The organism is Legionella massiliensis, from assembly GCF_000756815.1.
GTDB lineage: Bacteria > Pseudomonadota > Gammaproteobacteria > Legionellales > Legionellaceae > Tatlockia > Tatlockia massiliensis.
Map to the genome: position 1 here is coordinate 128,311 of NZ_CCVW01000002.1, position 16,621 is coordinate 144,931.

Below are 16,621 nucleotides of genomic sequence, written 5' to 3' on the forward strand. Positions count from 1 at the left end.
GTATTGAACCTAAATCCTAGATATCCTTACTATGGAGATAAATCATGATCCTAAAAAACGAGTTACTTATCATTTCTCTTTTTTCAGCAACCTTAGTTATTTCTACAACAACTTGGGCTAAATCTGAAATAAAACAGGTCAATTTTCATAATATTGAACTATCTACATTGCAAAATGCAAAACGAGTCGGACCTGTAGCTCCTCAGCAAACAATTACTTTCAATGTTTGGCTTAAACTTAGAAACCAAGAGAAGTTCGACCACTTTATAAATGAATTATATGATCCCAATAGTGGTCATTATCAAAAATTCTTAAGCAAAGATGAGTTTAACGCTAACTACGCTCCAAGTGAAAAAGAAGCACAGGAGGTGGAAAGCTATTTCATCTCGCAAGGAATGAAAACCAAAAGAGTCTATACAACAATTCAGGTCACGGCAGAAGCAAAGAAAATTGAGCAAGTATTAAAAATCAAGCTGAATAACTATCTCTATAAAAATAAATTAGTTTACGGGAATGATTCTGAGCCGAGAGTCAACTCTGAGGTTGCAAAATACATCTCCGGGATTAGTGACCTCAGTAATATTCCTTACGGTCATCCTAAAATCCGTCAAGAGCCCACAAAAAAAAGGAAAACGCTTGTAGAGTTTCAGGGGATTCAGCCCGTTGAAACACTGAATCTGATTTGGGATTCATTTATGCCTAAGGCCCTACCTACGACTACCTCTTTAAACGGCTTTACAGGCCAGCAAATGCGAACTGCTTATAATCTGGCTGGCATTGCCCCTATTAATGGCACAACCATAGATGGCACAGGGCAAACCATTGTCGTTATTGACGGCTGCACTCATCGAACCCCAACAGAGCTTATGAATGACGCTAACCAGTACAGTAGTGCCAGCTCGTTGCCCTCACTCACTACAAGCAATTTTACCGTAGTCGACTATCAAGGAACGCCCTATGGTCAACCGTCCTATATCAATTGTTCTGGCTCTGGCTGGGATGGTGAAATTGCACTTGACATTGAAGCCTCGCATACGATGGCGCCAGGAGCCAACATTGTTTTAGTACTGACAAACAATATTAACAATACAGAAGTAGCAACAACGATTAATACAATTATCAACAATAACTTCTCACTTGGTGGCTTTGCAAATGCTTATGTCGTTTCTAACAGTTGGGATAATAATTATGATCTGCAGAATGAACCCTTAGACGCCACCTTACAAACAGCAGCGGGGATGGGCTTAAGTATTAATTTTGCAGCTGGGGATTGTGGCGATCAAACCTACAATAGTTCTTGGACTTGTTCCAAGTATGGAAATACACCATCGATACAATACCCAGTAAGCTCTGCTTATGTCACTGCAGTCGCTGGAACAAGCTTATTTGTTGACGCTAACTATAATTATGCCTTTGAATCAGGATGGGGCAATTATCTTAATGGAGCCCCCTACTCCGGCAGTATGGGTGGTATTAGTCAATGGCGTAATTTTCCGTCCTGGCAGGCACCTATCACTAATTTTACTGCAGGTGGATATGGTCTTGTAGGTAGCTACAACAAACGTGCGATTCCCGATATTGCCATGGTAGCCGATTATTATACTGGACTGATTATTTACGAGGGCGGGTCATTTTATAAAACGGGTGGAGCCAGCCAATCGACTCCATTATTTTCCGGGGTACTCACGTTAGTCAACCAAGCTCGAACGCTATTAAATGGTGGTACACCAAATCCGATTGGCTTGGCAGCACCCTATTTCTATACCTACAACAGTCAGTTAATCTCTGGGAAAGCATTAAACCTTATTACTCCTCCTCATCAAATCATCAGTGGCGCAACACCTGTTAATAACGCCCCTGTTGGTTCTCCACCACCTAACTCTGCTTTTAATATTCACGTATCTGGTGATATTGTCACCTTTAATTGGGATGGGGTGTTGAGTATTATTGAGAATCAATCATGGAATGATGTTGTTGGGACTGGCTCACCCAATGTTCCTAATTTTGTAAGCATGATGGCTCAGTTATAACCTTACAAGTAATAGGTCACCCCTACCCCGAATTCCCGCGGCTTGACCGCGGGATCTATGGGCTCAGAGTAAGGTGCGTCTAATCAGCGGATCCCGCGGTCAAGCCGCGGGAATTCGATACTGCGGGGGCTGACCTTACCCTTACAAGATCAAGGCGAGGTAATGGTCTATAGTAATTAAGAGCAGCTCTCTGAAAAAGTTCCTATGAAAACTATAGACCCTATTGTAATAAACTCTCAGGCGACTTTAGGTGAAAGCCCTATCTGGTCAGTGCAAGAAGGTATTTTATATTGGCTTGATTGCCTGCTACCTGGGATATATTGTTTTAACCCTCTTACAGGGGAAAATAAATTAATACAGCTGGATCAAATTGTCACCAGTCTCGCGCTCTATTCGCAGGATCGCTTACTAGTTACCGTTGAAAATGGCTATGCTTTTGCCAACCTTACAACCGGTAAATTAGAAGGCTTTGCTAATCCTTATCCTAAGCTTGATGTGATTTTTAATGATGGAAAATGTGATCGTAAAGGGCGTTTTTGGTCTGGTACAGCAGCCAAAGATTGGATATCACCCCTTGGTATGCTTTTTCGCTTAGTGGATGATTTATCATTTAAGCCCATGGATAAAAATTTCATCCTATCCAATGGTATTGGTTTCAGCCCCGATGATAGCTACATGTATTTTATCGATTCATTAGCTTATAAAAGCTATCGCTACCGTTTTGATTTAGAAAAGGGAACAATTACTAACCGAACAGATTTTATTAATTTCCCTAGAGAGGAAGGCATACCAGATGGTATGACGGTTGATGCTGAAGGATTTTTATGGATTGCGCTATGGGATGGTTGGTGTGTAAATCGCTATAGTCCGCAAGGGGAAAAAGTAGGGTCTATAAAATTACCAGTCCCTCGCCCCACTAGTCTTGCATTTGGCAATAAGGATCTTAGAACCCTCTACATTACTTCAGCAAGAATGGGGCTAAGTGATGAACAGTTATTGCAAAGCCCTTTGTCCGGCAATTTATTTGCCGTGCAAACGGCTTTCCAGGGTTTGGCTGAACCAGCCTTTATCACTCAGTAATAAGTCACTCCCCCTCCGTCATCCTGAGCGTAGCGAAGGATCTCCGGGACTAGCACAGTGCCACATTCAGGAGATCCTTCGCTACGCTCAGGATGACGGGCTATGTTAGGGTAACGGGGGTGACATTACATTATTCAACAGAGCTTGGGATGATATTTAGCCTGGCCTATTTATAGATTTCATAGACTCTTGAGTTAAAACTTCTTTCAGGTTCTGGAAAAAAAGCGAAGAATTAGAATGGCTTATTCTTATTTGGAATTTGGACAAAACCTATCCAACCACATTAGGTGGGTACACATCCATCACAACAGCAAGGCTACCTCAGAGAAAGGCTCGTACACTCTCTAATAATCAAAAAAACTTGTCGAACTTAACTCCGCGAGAAACTTCTTTTTCAGCTATTTTTTGTGCAATAGCCATACTCCGTCATTGCGAGCAAAGCGAAGCAATCCAAGGTTCGAAGCACGGCACCTTGGATTGCTTCGTCAGGATTTAGTGCCTAAGAGGGTGACCTTTTTGTAGGTTTAAGGCTATGGCAGGAAGGTTTGCGTATTGTTGTTAATAGTTAGCTAACCGCAAAGACCCAATAATATACACATTGATTTTCTTTGAATCTATTTGCTTATTTAATGTGTATATAGGATTAACTATTATGAAAGAGCCCTTCGAAAAGCCTGTTAGCAATACTCCGAAATCTGCTATCCCTTCTTCTGCAATGCACAGTGAGATCTGTACATGCACCATGTGTATGAAGAGCAAATTACAGGCAGAAGTAGTCAGTGAGCATTTACATAGCTTGCAATCTACTATGGTAGATCGCCGAAATCCAGATGCATCTGGTGATAGCAAACCATTAATGAAAGCTGCCCAGGCCCATGCCATTCTTAAAGCTGGCGCAGAAATAAATATGTTGGCTGCAACAGGAATAAGTGAATCTGATTTGCCTTCTTCAACCAATAAAATTCAAATAACCTCACCGCAAGAAATAACTATCAAAGCAGTCTGGAAAAATAAAGATCAGGAACAAGGTGTCAGTGGTAGAGGTGCAAATGTCTTTGGAAGTTTAGGAGTATTACTTATCCCCTCTGACTATAAAGAAATTAACATTCCTAAAATGAATGCACTCGCCGTACCCACAGCATTTTTAAAAAAATACGGTGCTGAACTAATTCCCCTGGAACAATCATTTACCATGGATAAAGTAGATGATCCCTCACTAGAAAATTTATATTTAGTCGAATATCAATGGGATAACGATTACATCCAAGATTATGTAATGAATAAAAAAGGCGGCGGTGGATTATTTGTAGAAACACACCCCTTTCCTCATATTTTTACCCCATTATCGCCTGAATGCAGTGGTGCATTGATACTCGGCGTAGATCGTGGCGATGGAACATTTAATTTTGCTGCCTTCGAAATACCCTTTGGCTATACCATGAAAATTGATAGCAATGTAATTCATGGAGACTCATTCTTTGTTGGACCTTATGCTATAGCATTAACCGAAACTGAGTTAGCAGACTCCGTTCTTTTGAAGCAAGATAATCCTGAGCGTGACATACAAAAAGTAGCTCAGATTCCTACAAAAACTGTTTCATTACCTTTATCTAAGGGAAAGAGTTTAGCCACTAAGATAAATAGTGAGATAGATGATAAAGTTCGATTCACAGAGCCAACTAAAAATAACGTGAGCTTTTTTAAACCGCCAGCTCCTGAGCTGTCAACAGAGATTAGCCGCGAATTCAAACCTAATCCAGTTAAAAGTTATATTCGCACAGAGGCAAAAGACCCTTTAACCGATGCGCCCATTTATCAACATTCTTTTAAGGTTGATGATACTGAAGTTGCAAGCATAACACTTTATGGCGTTGATTTACCTTGTCAGTCTGAGGATGGCACCCGGACAAATGTTCTGGAAGTAACAGGAATGTTAGATGAGTTGGATCAAGCAACATTTCAAGATACCTGTTCCATTCTTCCTAAAACTCACTTCCAGATGACCTATGAGGGTGCTGCAAATGGTGCCGCTGTAGGCGCTATGCGTGGTTTAACGAATGTAATGGGACAGGAGCTGACTCAATCGGGATATAGTGGGTTTAAATCGCAGGTTATTAGTCAAGGAGTTTTTTATAGCGGGCATTTTTTGTGGCGATTAAGCGCAGCTTATCAAGCCAACCCTAGTATAGATAACTATACTGCTATGTACCAAGCCGCAGTAGATACTTCTGCTGTAGCTGTTACTAATGTCGTACTTGGAGCAAGTAGCTCCGGTTTGCAGCAAATGGGTAATACGCTGCTCCAATCAGGGTATAGTATTGCTGGAAAAATAACGAATACAGCTGCCGGTATAATTCCTTATGCGAATTATGCATACCAACTAAAACACTGGGCGCTCTCTCCTACCCCTATAAGAACACTAAAAGAACTAACGGTATCTACAATTTCAAGTATTGCCAGTGGTAGCATCGCTCAGCATGCTACAGAAAAAGCATGTACCTTATTAGGACAAACTGTAGGATTTTTCAGATCAAATGATTCAGCGAAGGTTTCAGCTCAACAATTAGAGGTGGATGATAGCCCTCTTTTAGAGATCTCTACAGGTTAATTGAGGTTCAGCTCGGATAGCGAGGCTTATGAATGTTGTAGATCGTGGATCATCGTAATAGGTCCCCCCTTCCGTCATCCAGAGCATAGCGAAGGATCTCCGGGATTAGCACAATGCCGCATTCAGGAGATCCTTCGCTATGCTCTGGATGACGGGCTATGTTAGGGTGACAGGGGTGACCTATTACGGATCATAATTTTATATACCTATTTCCCCCTATTCTCCTTTCAGAATAAGTGAATGAGAAGTTGAGGTCGCTATCAATTTACCCTCTCTATTTTTAGCTTCTGCTTTTAAAATTAGTAATGTTTTGGATTTAGCGACTAATTCCGCCCGAACTATAATAACCTCATCTTTGACAGTAAAGGGACGAATAAATGTACATTAGTTTTCTTGATCATCGACTAGACACCGACCTCTGCCGTAGGAAAATTGCGAGCGGTTGCCAAGCGTCAGCCCTGATTCCATCAGATGTTGGCCGAGAGACATTTGCCTTGGCTCCCATGCTTGCAACGCAACTAACACGTCATGTTTATTCTCAGCGAGTGCTTCGGATAAGTCCATCGCGCTCGATGCTGCTTTTGACGTACTAGCGGCCGTATGTGGGCGGAGAATAAATCCAGCATAATGCGGCTTCGTACCGAGAAACAGCAACTCGCGCACATACGAATGCGACCCATCTGCGGCGATTAACATATCAGCAGTTCACGAGGTTTGAATATATCTATTTATTTATAATAAATTTTTTTGGTCAGACCTCTAGATGTTATTTTTGCAGTACTATCAATTTTTGAATGCACAACTTCATTTTATAATGAGGAACCGGATGCCATGAAGCAATAAATTCACCAATAATTTCAAATCCAGCTTTTTTATAGACATGAACCGCACGCTCATTCGATATTTCTGGATCAATAAGCACTATTTTTGCATCAGGAAATTGGCTTAGGATAAATTCATGAATCATCTGTACCGATAGCCCCTTTCCTATATAGTCCAACCTACAAATAAATAAATCCAGCGTAATTGAGCCCTCAGGATATTCCTTTGATGGCTCTATTTCAGACGTAATTAAATAGGCGAATGGGACATCTTTATCATAGGCTATCCAATGAGTAGCCCAGGACTCACCTTCGTTCAAAAACGCATTGATGTCTTTAATAGTATTATTTAGACCATCGCCATGAAGCCATTCATTAATATGAGGTTGATGAATCCATCCTAATACTAGTTCATGTTGAGATTTATTCATTGGCGTGAAACAAAAACGAAAGCTATTTTTTTGAGGTGTTTTAATCATTTTAGGGTACTCAGTGGCTATTATTTTGAATTGTATCACTGAGATGAAGACTATAAATACAGTGGGGGTCACTACCATTATGTTAAGGGCATTTGTCATTCCCGCGAAGGCGGAAACTATTTCTAGCTAAGCACAGTGCTAATGTAGAGATGGTTTCCCGCTTTCGCGGGAATGACAAAACCTTCCTTAGCCATAACTGACGTTAACTTAATGGCTGACGTTAATTTTAAATGATGCAAGTAAAACTACGAACATCATTGTAAACACGGTAATTAGGGCCATAGAACCATAAATTTCTAAATGAGTTGAAGCACCAAAGGGGTCAACTAATTGTGTTAAACCTTGTATGCCGTAAATAGCGACCGCTTCTCTCCAAAAATTTTTAGCTGAAAAAACCTTAGGCTTGCTTGTAGCCCTAACATCATGTTTGGCAATATAAACCGCAAAAATTTGATAGATAATATAAACCACTAAGAACCAACCAAAATAATTTTGCAGTGGAACACCAAAATATGCTCCGCCATCTTTCCACACCCATAATGAATAGACAGTTGAAGCAAGAGGATCCATGCAGATATCCCACATCACCATAATAAAAGCAGCGATAAAAGGCACAATAAATATCTGCCTTCCTGTAAGTGGGGTAGCGTATTGTCCTAGAAGGATGTGAGCCAAAATCCACGAAGCGTAACCTGTTCCAAAATATGCAAACATTATTATGAGGGGCACATCAAATAACCTTGGTCCAGCTAATTTATCATAATAGTAATGCCCGAAAGGAAATCCGGTCTGAATGCTTAACGCTTCAAAAAAATGACTGATAAACCAAGTTATTACAAAAAATATAATTATATTCTTTGTTCCATAACGTTCCTTACCATGTAGGCAGGCTGCAATAAAAATAGCCAAGACGAGGATAATAGGTAAAACAATCTCTGCGACCGGACCATGCCAGACAGCAGAGAAAAGCGTTATTAGAAGATAGATAGTAATTACTATCCATCTAATTATACCCCGACTATTACTCGTCCCTTTATCCTTAGTCATTTAGCCTGTCCTTATACTTGTACCATTTGAAAAACTTACACTATAACACCCCAAAAGTCCTAGTGTATGCTTAGGGAGCAATCTGCACTAGGCTCTCTATATTCATGCATTTTCAGATCTTCAAGCTCAGCAATAACCTTAGACAAATCAACTTGTGTTCTACTTTTTGCTGGTTCTAAATGAAATATCTCAATTAAGAAATCCCATATAATATTAGGTATTGTATAAATACCACCTCGCCTACCATATTCCTCAGATAAATTGGTCGCGGTCATGATGATGTCCTGTAGTGACTCTAAGTCAGACATTTTCTGTTCAGCCTTGGTCAAAACGCTTCTTTGTAGTGTATCGCTTTGAAATAAACCACCAAGACGGCTTTGGCTATTTACTATGACTTGAATAACCTTTGCTTTGGCATATAAGACGTCATATTTTGCTTTTTGTGCTGGAGTTAACTCTTGGGGTTTATATCCCGCAATATCAGCCAGTTCAGTACAGCTTTTCATCGCACTAATCAATGATTGGGGATGTTTGACTAATAAAGGATTATCAAAAATAGATTTGATACACTCATCCAATTCTTGTTGGTAACTAATTGTTCTCCCATCGCTAGTTGTATAGCATTCATCCCCCAAAGATAGCTTATTGTCCATATGTCTCGTTAATGGAGCTAGATTCTTAAAGGTGCGGGCTATAATTTCTAAGGTTTGCACAACCCTCCTTAAATCTTTCTCCTTAGCAGGCACAGTTAAAGCGTTTTTCTTAAATAGATGAGTTATCTCTTGGGGCCTTAGGTTCTGAAATCGCTCATTAAACGTAGACTTATCAGCATTTCCAATTTCGATATGTATGCCCCTTGTTAAATTTTCAAGCATAATATGATCTTTCTTTTCTTGAACTTTGTTTTCAAACAATGCGAATTCAGCATTATCCCCTAAACAAGCCCCTAGAAAACTTGACATATCCATACTTAAATTTTGAACAAGAAAGTATAGATATTCTCTAGATTTATTAATATCCTGCGAATCGTCCACGCCTTCAGAACCGTTCAGATCTGCAGCATTTTCCACATCTTCTATGGCACCTCTTGGGCGCAATATGTCTAAAACTGCATCGTGCTTAAAATGATTTTTTAAGGCTCTATTGGTAAATGAATAGGTATGTTCAAATAACTGATATATTCTCTTAGATTGCCGCAAATTTAGTTCAAATGTAAATTGTTTAATTAGTTCGTCAAAAACCAACCTTGCATCTTGCGCCCCTAATTCTTTATCTTGGGAAACATAAAATCGATTAATAGCTAAACGTAAGCTCATAAGAGAAGTAAGAAAACCTAGATTATCTGTTTCAATTTTTGTAGCAGCTTGTATTAGATCATGGCAAACATCTTGCACCGATTCATCTTGCGCACACAAAGTGCTAATCGATTTATCTTCTTTTTTATACATCTGAGAACATCCAAAAAGTACGAAGAGTATCGGGATTTAACAAGATGAGCAAGTATTATCAAAGGTTAAATAACTTATTCATAACTGACGTTACTTAGTGGTAATGGGTAAAGAAGTGGCCGGATATTTCTCCATATCATCTTTTACAATCACCCCACCATTAATTGCTGTTGCATTTTTCCAATCAGCTATAAGCGTTGGGAAGGCAGGATTTGCAGGACTAACCCACCAGGCCCAGGCGGTATAACTACCATTGGTCTGATTCAAAAATAATAGTGTATTTATATAAGAAGAAGCAAAAGAGTTTGGATAATCCTCTGGCGCATTATCACCAAACTCTGTAAAAAGCATAGGATACTTATTAATCACTCCCGCTAAGCTGGAATAAATAGACTCATAACTTCGACGATAGGGATGGGAACCATAGACAATGTTGTCACCTTTTATAGCGTATTTATATTGGTCCGCTTCACTAAGAAAATCCAGATTAAAGCCCCATTCCAATCCATTAATAATGCAAATATTCTTTGCGCCAGTGTCTCGTACTGCCTCATACAATTGTTGATAACCTGAAAACTGTGAATTACCGCTTAACCACTCGTCTTTATTAATTCCCTGAGGCTCATTAAATAATTCGAACAGTACTGTTCCAAAATCTTTATATTTTGTCGCTACTTCCGTCCAAAATCTAAGGGAGTCCTTATTAGCCATTTTTGGCTGACCAGCCCCTTCTTTGGTCCAGTGTAAATCTAATATGACTGCCATCCTATTTTGAGTAGCGTAATAGATAATTGCATCAATAATTTGCTTGTAAGAACCTTTAACATCTATTGCCTTTGAGTTAAACCATAAATCTTGAGTTAAACTTACTCTGATAGTATTAGCGCCCCACTTCTTCATATTTGCAAAATCCTGCTCACTAAGAAACTGTCCTTGTTTATCCCATTCTAATGATGGTCTTGCAAACCCTTTAAGCCTAATGACAGTTCCATCATTATCAACGATGTTCTCGCCCATAACCTTTAAGACATAGGGGGTATCTTTTTTAGTGGTATAAACCGCAGGGGTTGCCAGGGGGGCGTTGGGGAAAGGTCCGCTGTCGGCAGAACAGGTCTCACTATTTTACCTGTAACACTAATTAGCCACTGTGAAGGATTTTTTGGTTCTACTTTAAAGCCTAAGCCATCTATATAGTAGCCATTCATTTGTTCATTAACATATTTTACAAAGCTTACTGTTGCATCATTGTTTAAAGTAACAGTTCCATAATAATTCCCTTTTTCATCCGTAATATTCCATACACTCCACTTATCATTTGCACCAGGATTCGTTGGAATGCCAGCCCCTATTGAAGAACTGCAATTACTATATCCTGCCGTATAGGTACCCCAAGACCCTCCGCCATTAGCTTTAAGAGTAATTGATAAATTGGGATTAGAACCCTGGCCGAGATAGTTACATAGGAATTGAGGAGTTGCTGCATAAGTGGAGGTAAACGCGAGCAGCAATAAAATAGTGAGCAAGAAATTATCTTTTTTCATTAGATTACTCTGCAACAAGAGCCATTCTAGAAGTATAGTATTGGAATTAATAACTGTTGAGGACTCTACCTCAGCCCGAACGGTTTTGGGTTTTGAGTGAGCATCCCTAACTTAATGGCACAGTAACTGCTGTCCCAGCTCGCAAGGTGGCCGCAATTAACGCAGCTTCAGCAACTTCTTTAGCACGACCCGGCATGCACTCTATATTGATATTAAATACACAAATATGACATATCGATACAATCAACTGGATTTATTTAGATCAAACCGCTTAAATATAAGCCGTTTAGTTGGCGCACAGAATACGCTACTTTGTGGGTCAGACCAAAAATACTTCTTATAAAACAAAAGGATAAGTCGAAATTCACTCTTATTTTCTTTTTTAAAAGCTAATTTTAATAGGAAAAATAGCGTTTAAAGTATCATCTACTGATATAGCTATAGAAACAGTGGTTTTTTCTTAAAATCCATTTTTATTATGAAATTGGGGTTTTAAGGCTAGTAATCGCAATGAATTTGAATATATCTATTTATTTTATAATGCGTTTTTTGGGTCTGACCCGGTATATGTTACTTTTTACTTACAGGTTTACCAATGAGACGCAATGCATCAACAAGCAAACAGACTGCGAAAAAGCGGAGGCTAAACTTACCGACTACTGGTCAGCAACAGGCTCCAACAGCAGCACAACTAGGGATTCAGCCGGGAGAGGCAACTACTGTACAAGGAGATCCTGTATTTGTTGCTATTCCTGTTGCCCAACAACCAACCCCTGTATTTGTTGCTACCCCAGTTGCTCAACAGCCAACTCCTGTATTTACTGCTCCCCAAGTTGCCCAACAAGCAGCAATTACCCGACCACAAACTTACACAAACACAGTACCTCAACAAGCCGACTTTATTTCTCCTTCCAATTATGAGGCTCTTATGCAGCAAATTGATGGGATGCTGCAGTCCAGAAACTTAGATCAAGCCCTCACTCTTATAAACCAGCTTTTTCTCAAGAGCCCCACCAACTTCTCACTGCTGCATAGACGAGCAACTGTGTATTCTATGCAAGGCAAATGGTATGAAGCCGAAAAAGATTTAACGGTACTTATCGCCGCGTATCCGCAAAATGCAGGATATTTATCCAGGCGAGGATTAGCCTACCGTTTACAGGAAAAATTTGCAGATGCTGAAAAAGACTACACCTCCCTGCTAGATATTGCATCTGACTCTGACACCATATTTCGTAGAGGTGAAGTTTATCTCATGCAAGGTAAATATTCAGAGGCTGAGCATGATTTGAATCGCGCCCTTCATCTTGGCAATGATCGCGCATTGGTGCTACGAGGTGATCTTTATCGTCAAATGGGGAAATGGCAAGAAGCTGAAGACGATCTTAATCAATGCTTGTTGAGAAACCCAGGAAGCAGCCTTGCTTTAGTGACAAGAGGTGACGTTTATCGTCGTCAAGGAAGATTGCAAGAGGCTGAAAAGGATTTGACTCAGGCTTTGGCAACTGCACCAACCGATGAACAAGCCTTATCCTGGAGAGGAGACGTGTATCGTAGACAAGGAAAATGGCAAGAGGCTGAAAAGGATTTTAATCAGGCACTTCGTATTGATCCAGCAAACGATTTTGCCTTATTGAGACGAGGCCATGTTTATTGTATGCAAAACAAATGGCAAGAAGCCGAAAAAGATTTTACTGCTGTCCTTAGAGCTAATCCTCAAAATACCTACGCTTTATCTTGGCGAGCAGAGGTTTATTACCGGCAAGAATTGCTATTGGAAGCTGAGCAGGATCTAACTCAAATACTTCGACTCGAGCCTGCTAATGATTTTGCTTTATTAAGACGGGCTGATGTTTATTGTAAACAAGGTATTGTGTATCTAGCCAAACAAGATCTTAACAGGGCTCTTGATTTATGCCCGACTAACGATTTTGCTTTGTTACAAAGAGCAAAATTGTATCATCTTGCCGATAAGCTTAATGAAGCGCAGGAGGAATATAAACTTGCTATCTCCTATAACAAAGACAATGAATATAGCACTTGGGGAAGGCTGAATTTTACTTGGGATACAGGTGGTTTCTTAGACGCAATAAGCCATAATCTTTACACTGTGATTGGCCCCTTAACTAATTTTTCATCCTTTATTAGTCGTGAGAGTTCTACTTGCCTCTACCATTTGAACAGAGATTCCGCAGATTTTAGTCAATTATCTTTTTTTTCCTACCCAGGTAGCAAATCTGTTCTTATGAGTGAATACGAGATACATCGTTTAGAGGGACTATTTTTTAACAACGAATTGTCTTTACAAAAAAAAGGGTTTTCCCTTGATACAAATACCCCTGAAAATCTAGTTGCACATAGCAAAGCCCAGAACAAGCGTGTCGATTATGCCAGCAAATTGGAGAGGTTAAGATATTTACATGCAGCCTTGCAATATCAACCTGGCTACTTACCCGCTTTGCTTGCCAGGCTAGAAATTTGGATTCAGCTTGGACATCAAAAGGAAGCCTTTGTCGATTTAAATGAAATATTAAAGCAGGATCCAAATCACAGTACAGCACTTGCCTTAAAAGCCAGACTTTACCTAATGCGCAATAATCCTGATGACCTAGAAAACGCTGAAGGTGAATTGCAAAATGCATTTGAAAATGATTCTGACAATGCTGCTGCTTGGGCTGTTAAAGGTCATCTTTGTATTCGCAAGAAGTGCTTTGAAGAGGCTCGACAGGCGTTGACCTCCGCTCTAGCTAAGGATCCATTAAACGATTATACCCTAGGCCTACGAGGCCGCGCTTTGTACCACCTTGACCATTTTGATGAAGCTGAAAAAGACTTTCAGCATGCACTTCTGGTTAATCCAAAAAATAAAAATGCATTGCAGGGGCTCCTTAAGATGTATTGCTCTCGGGAGAGTTGGTCGGCCGCAATAAATATTGCCAATCAATTGATAGAATACGGTCATTCCTCAAAAGCTCTCCAGCTACGCTCTCAAGCCTACTACAAACTCGGTAAACTAGAAGACGCGCTAAGAGATTTAAAGCAGCTGCTGTTCACTAAGGATTACGATTGGGAAGACTTGCTGAGAACTGCCCTTATTTACTTTGAACAAGGCGAATTGGAAGACGCTAAATTTCTTGTCTTCCGATCACTCGCAAGAAATCCAAATGCTACGCCTACCTTATGGCTGTCTTATAAAATTTCTTGCGCTCAAAATCAATTTCAAACAGCGACAGAAACGATTTTCACCCTAATGCGTACTAATAAAGATTCCTCAAATTTTTTACAGAGCCATGATTTGGATCCAGTAATTTTGGGCGACATCTATTATCAGCAAGGTAATTGGTCTGAATCTGAACAAATGTTAACAAGGGTCATAGACTCTTCTTTAAATGAAAAAGAAAAAAGTTATGCCTTAACAAAGCGTGGTCTGATCTATAACAAACACTATCAATCCCAAATGGCTGAGCAAGACCTCCTATTAGCCTATACCCTTGACTCAGAGAATGAGTTGGCGTTAGAAAATCTGGTTCAACTCTATAGTTCCCAGAATAGATGGTCAGATGCAGAGGATATTTTAACTAAACAGCTTGCCTCTAATCCCGAGGACGTTTTAGGTTTACAGTTTCGAAGCAAAATTTACTATAACCAAGGTAAATTATTAGAGGCCATAAAGGATTTACACAAGCTGCGCTATACCGACGCTAAAGCTGAAACCTTGACAGAGGCTTTAACTTTGCTGGCTAGGTCATATTATGACCTGCATCGTTTAAGTCCAACTGATGCTGTTATAAATTACGATGATCTTGAGGAGGATGATGATTTCAGTGGAGATGAGGAGCTTATACAAAGCAATATAGAAAAACAGCAAGAAAATGCTTTGCAAAGGGCTGAAAGATACATCAAGGAAGCACTTCCATACAAGTTGGCAAATGAAACTGCCTTAGTGCTCTATTACAAGATTTTGCGCCTGCAAAATAAATTGCCCCAGGCAAAGGAAGTACTAATTACTCTAATTAGAATAAATCCCAGTTTCCCTTTGACTCTAGAAATGCTGGAAATCCAACCAGGCGATACAATTGCCCAGATGATTCGTGGTCAGATTTTCTATCATCAAGACAAATGGTCAGAAGCTGAACAGGATTTCCACCAGGTTCTATCTCATCTCTCTAAACATGCTCCCCAAGGGATTGGAGAACAAGATACTCTCTTAAATCCATCAGAAGAAGAGGTTTATCTGAATCGAGCAGATGTCTATGTTAAGCAAAACAGGTTATTTGACGCTTTATGGGATCTTCAGCGAGTGTTGACTATTAATCCACAAAATGATCTTGCCTTGACAAAGCAAGGAGAAATTTTCTCTAAACAAAAAAAATGGGTAGAAGCAGAGTTTAAAATCAATCAGGCTCTTGCTATAAATCCTCAAAACTATGCTGCCTGGCAACAACGAATTTACATAAACAATGCGCAGGAAGCACAGAAAAAATCTGATCCTCTACAAGAACCTTCTCAGGTTAGTGAAAGCAAATTTGCAAAGACTGAGCAAGGATTATTGCAGTTACAAGAACTTGCACCTGAAAATCTTTCTCTTTATCAGGCACAAGCCTTCCTGCAATTTAAACAAGGCAAATTTTCAGAAGCAGAGGAAAATTTAAAAAGGTTAATTCTGTCCGGTAATCCTAAATATAAGATTCAAGCCCTGATAATCCTAGTTGATGTTTACATGAAGCAAGAGAAATGGCCTCAAGCACAAGAGGTTTTAGCTCAAGCGCTCTTGCTTTCCCCTCAGAATCACTCTCTAACCCTAAAGCGAGCCCTGCTATATGGTTTGAGCGACAGATGGCAAGCTGCTGTAAGAGATGCAACTCAGGTTTTACATGCGGATCCCGCTTGCGAGCTTGCTTTGGAAATACGTTCAATAGGTTATTTGAATATTGCTCGAGACTGCCTCATGGAAGCAAAATGGGCTAATAAGAATTTACCAGGGATAGCCGTAAATAAAGTTGACATCGTGAAAAATGCAGAGAAAGCTGAACACGATTTAAAGCAATTGCTTAGGCTTCATCCAAACAATGAGGAAACACTTTTGCATTTGAAGCAAGCTTACGCCTTTCAAGGACTACCTCAAAACTATGGGTCTCAAAGAACAACCTCTAATAATCTCGGACTTCAGGCCCTTACTGGATTAAAGACCTCTGATCCCTTATATAAGCTGTTGCAACTAGCTCAAGGCTATAGAGAAACAGGGCAGCATGATTTAGCGATTATTTGTGAAGATAAGGCTCATCAGCTTCAGTTGGCGAATGGCAAGGGAGTACCATCTTTGCAGACTTTCGGCAAATGGGCATTTTTCGAACATGAGAAAAACATCGCTCGGCAGAAAGATGTGCCTAAGAGTAAATGGGGAGCTCAAGCTATACAAGAGAATTTGCAGACCAACGGTATTACTCGCCAAACTCTTGAGGCCATGAATGGAAAAAGAGCTAGCTGGGAACCTAAAGATTCTGTTTTTGATCAGCTAGATGAGATGGAAGGAAGAAATACTCGTCCCCGAAGATAGTAGTAATAGC

General features: G+C 40.0%; 9 protein-coding genes. 4 read left to right on the forward strand and 5 right to left on the reverse strand.

The window, feature by feature from the left end; all coding sequences use genetic code 11:
- Positions 1 to 44: 44 nt before the first annotated feature.
- The 3 genes from BN1094_RS07865 (at position 45) to BN1094_RS19805 (ending at position 5,718) form a co-directional block, all read left to right on the forward strand.
- Positions 45 to 2,030 (forward strand): S53 family peptidase, encoded by a 1,986-nt coding sequence (locus tag BN1094_RS07865; protein ID WP_043873897.1) that lies wholly within the window; start codon positions 45 to 47, stop codon positions 2,028 to 2,030.
- A 204-nt stretch (positions 2,031 to 2,234) separates the two neighbouring features.
- Positions 2,235 to 3,110, forward strand: coding sequence for an SMP-30/gluconolactonase/LRE family protein (locus BN1094_RS07870; RefSeq protein WP_043873898.1), 876 nt, complete (start codon positions 2,235 to 2,237; stop codon positions 3,108 to 3,110).
- 652 nt (positions 3,111 to 3,762) lie between these two features.
- Positions 3,763 to 5,718 carry a hypothetical protein gene (locus BN1094_RS19805; protein WP_176695278.1) on the forward strand — a complete coding sequence of 652 codons (1,956 nt, stop codon included), beginning with the start codon at positions 3,763 to 3,765 and terminating at the stop codon, positions 5,716 to 5,718.
- Positions 5,719 to 6,484: 766 nt separating this feature from the next.
- Here the strand turns inward: BN1094_RS19805 and BN1094_RS07885 are convergent.
- The 5 genes from BN1094_RS07885 to BN1094_RS07905 form a co-directional block, all read right to left on the reverse strand.
- Positions 6,485 to 7,018, reverse strand: a complete 534-nt coding sequence (locus BN1094_RS07885) for a GNAT family N-acetyltransferase (RefSeq protein WP_043873900.1) — start codon at positions 7,016 to 7,018, stop codon at positions 6,485 to 6,487.
- Positions 7,019 to 7,225: 207 nt separating this feature from the next.
- A complete protein-coding gene (locus BN1094_RS07890; RefSeq protein WP_043873901.1) occupies positions 7,226 to 8,065 on the reverse strand; it encodes a carotenoid biosynthesis protein in 840 nt (279 codons plus the stop codon).
- A 59-nt stretch (positions 8,066 to 8,124) separates the two neighbouring features.
- Positions 8,125 to 9,513 (reverse strand): hypothetical protein, encoded by a 1,389-nt coding sequence (locus tag BN1094_RS07895; RefSeq protein ID WP_043873902.1) that lies wholly within the window; start codon positions 9,511 to 9,513, stop codon positions 8,125 to 8,127.
- Between the two features lie 90 nt (positions 9,514 to 9,603).
- A complete protein-coding gene (locus tag BN1094_RS07900) occupies positions 9,604 to 10,530 on the reverse strand; it encodes a glycoside hydrolase family 5 protein (RefSeq protein WP_043873903.1) in 927 nt (308 codons plus the stop codon).
- Positions 10,531 to 10,535: 5 nt separating this feature from the next.
- Entirely contained in the window at positions 10,536 to 11,054 is a 519-nt protein-coding gene (locus tag BN1094_RS07905) for a hypothetical protein (protein WP_043873904.1), read from the reverse strand.
- 595 nt (positions 11,055 to 11,649) lie between these two features.
- On the opposite strand from BN1094_RS07905, the gene BN1094_RS07910 reads away from it, so the two are divergent.
- Positions 11,650 to 16,611: a tetratricopeptide repeat protein gene (locus tag BN1094_RS07910; protein WP_043873905.1), complete on the forward strand. Its 4,962-nt coding sequence runs from the start codon at positions 11,650 to 11,652 to the stop codon at positions 16,609 to 16,611.
- Positions 16,612 to 16,621 lie beyond the last annotated feature (10 nt).

Coding starts and splice junctions, on each gene's coding strand:
- BN1094_RS07865 (WP_043873897.1), top strand. CDS start 45: ATGATCCTAAAAAACGAGTTACTTATCATTTCTCTTTTTTCAGCAACC.
- BN1094_RS07870 (WP_043873898.1), top strand. CDS start 2,235: ATGAAAACTATAGACCCTATTGTAATAAACTCTCAGGCGACTTTAGGT.
- BN1094_RS19805 (WP_176695278.1), top strand. CDS start 3,763: ATGAAAGAGCCCTTCGAAAAGCCTGTTAGCAATACTCCGAAATCTGCT.
- BN1094_RS07885 (WP_043873900.1), bottom strand. CDS start 7,018: ATGATTAAAACACCTCAAAAAAATAGCTTTCGTTTTTGTTTCACGCCA.
- BN1094_RS07890 (WP_043873901.1), bottom strand. CDS start 8,065: ATGACTAAGGATAAAGGGACGAGTAATAGTCGGGGTATAATTAGATGG.
- BN1094_RS07895 (WP_043873902.1), bottom strand. CDS start 9,513: ATGTATAAAAAAGAAGATAAATCGATTAGCACTTTGTGTGCGCAAGAT.
- BN1094_RS07900 (WP_043873903.1), bottom strand. CDS start 10,530: ATGGGCGAGAACATCGTTGATAATGATGGAACTGTCATTAGGCTTAAA.
- BN1094_RS07905 (WP_043873904.1), bottom strand. CDS start 11,054: ATGAAAAAAGATAATTTCTTGCTCACTATTTTATTGCTGCTCGCGTTT.
- BN1094_RS07910 (WP_043873905.1), top strand. CDS start 11,650: ATGAGACGCAATGCATCAACAAGCAAACAGACTGCGAAAAAGCGGAGG.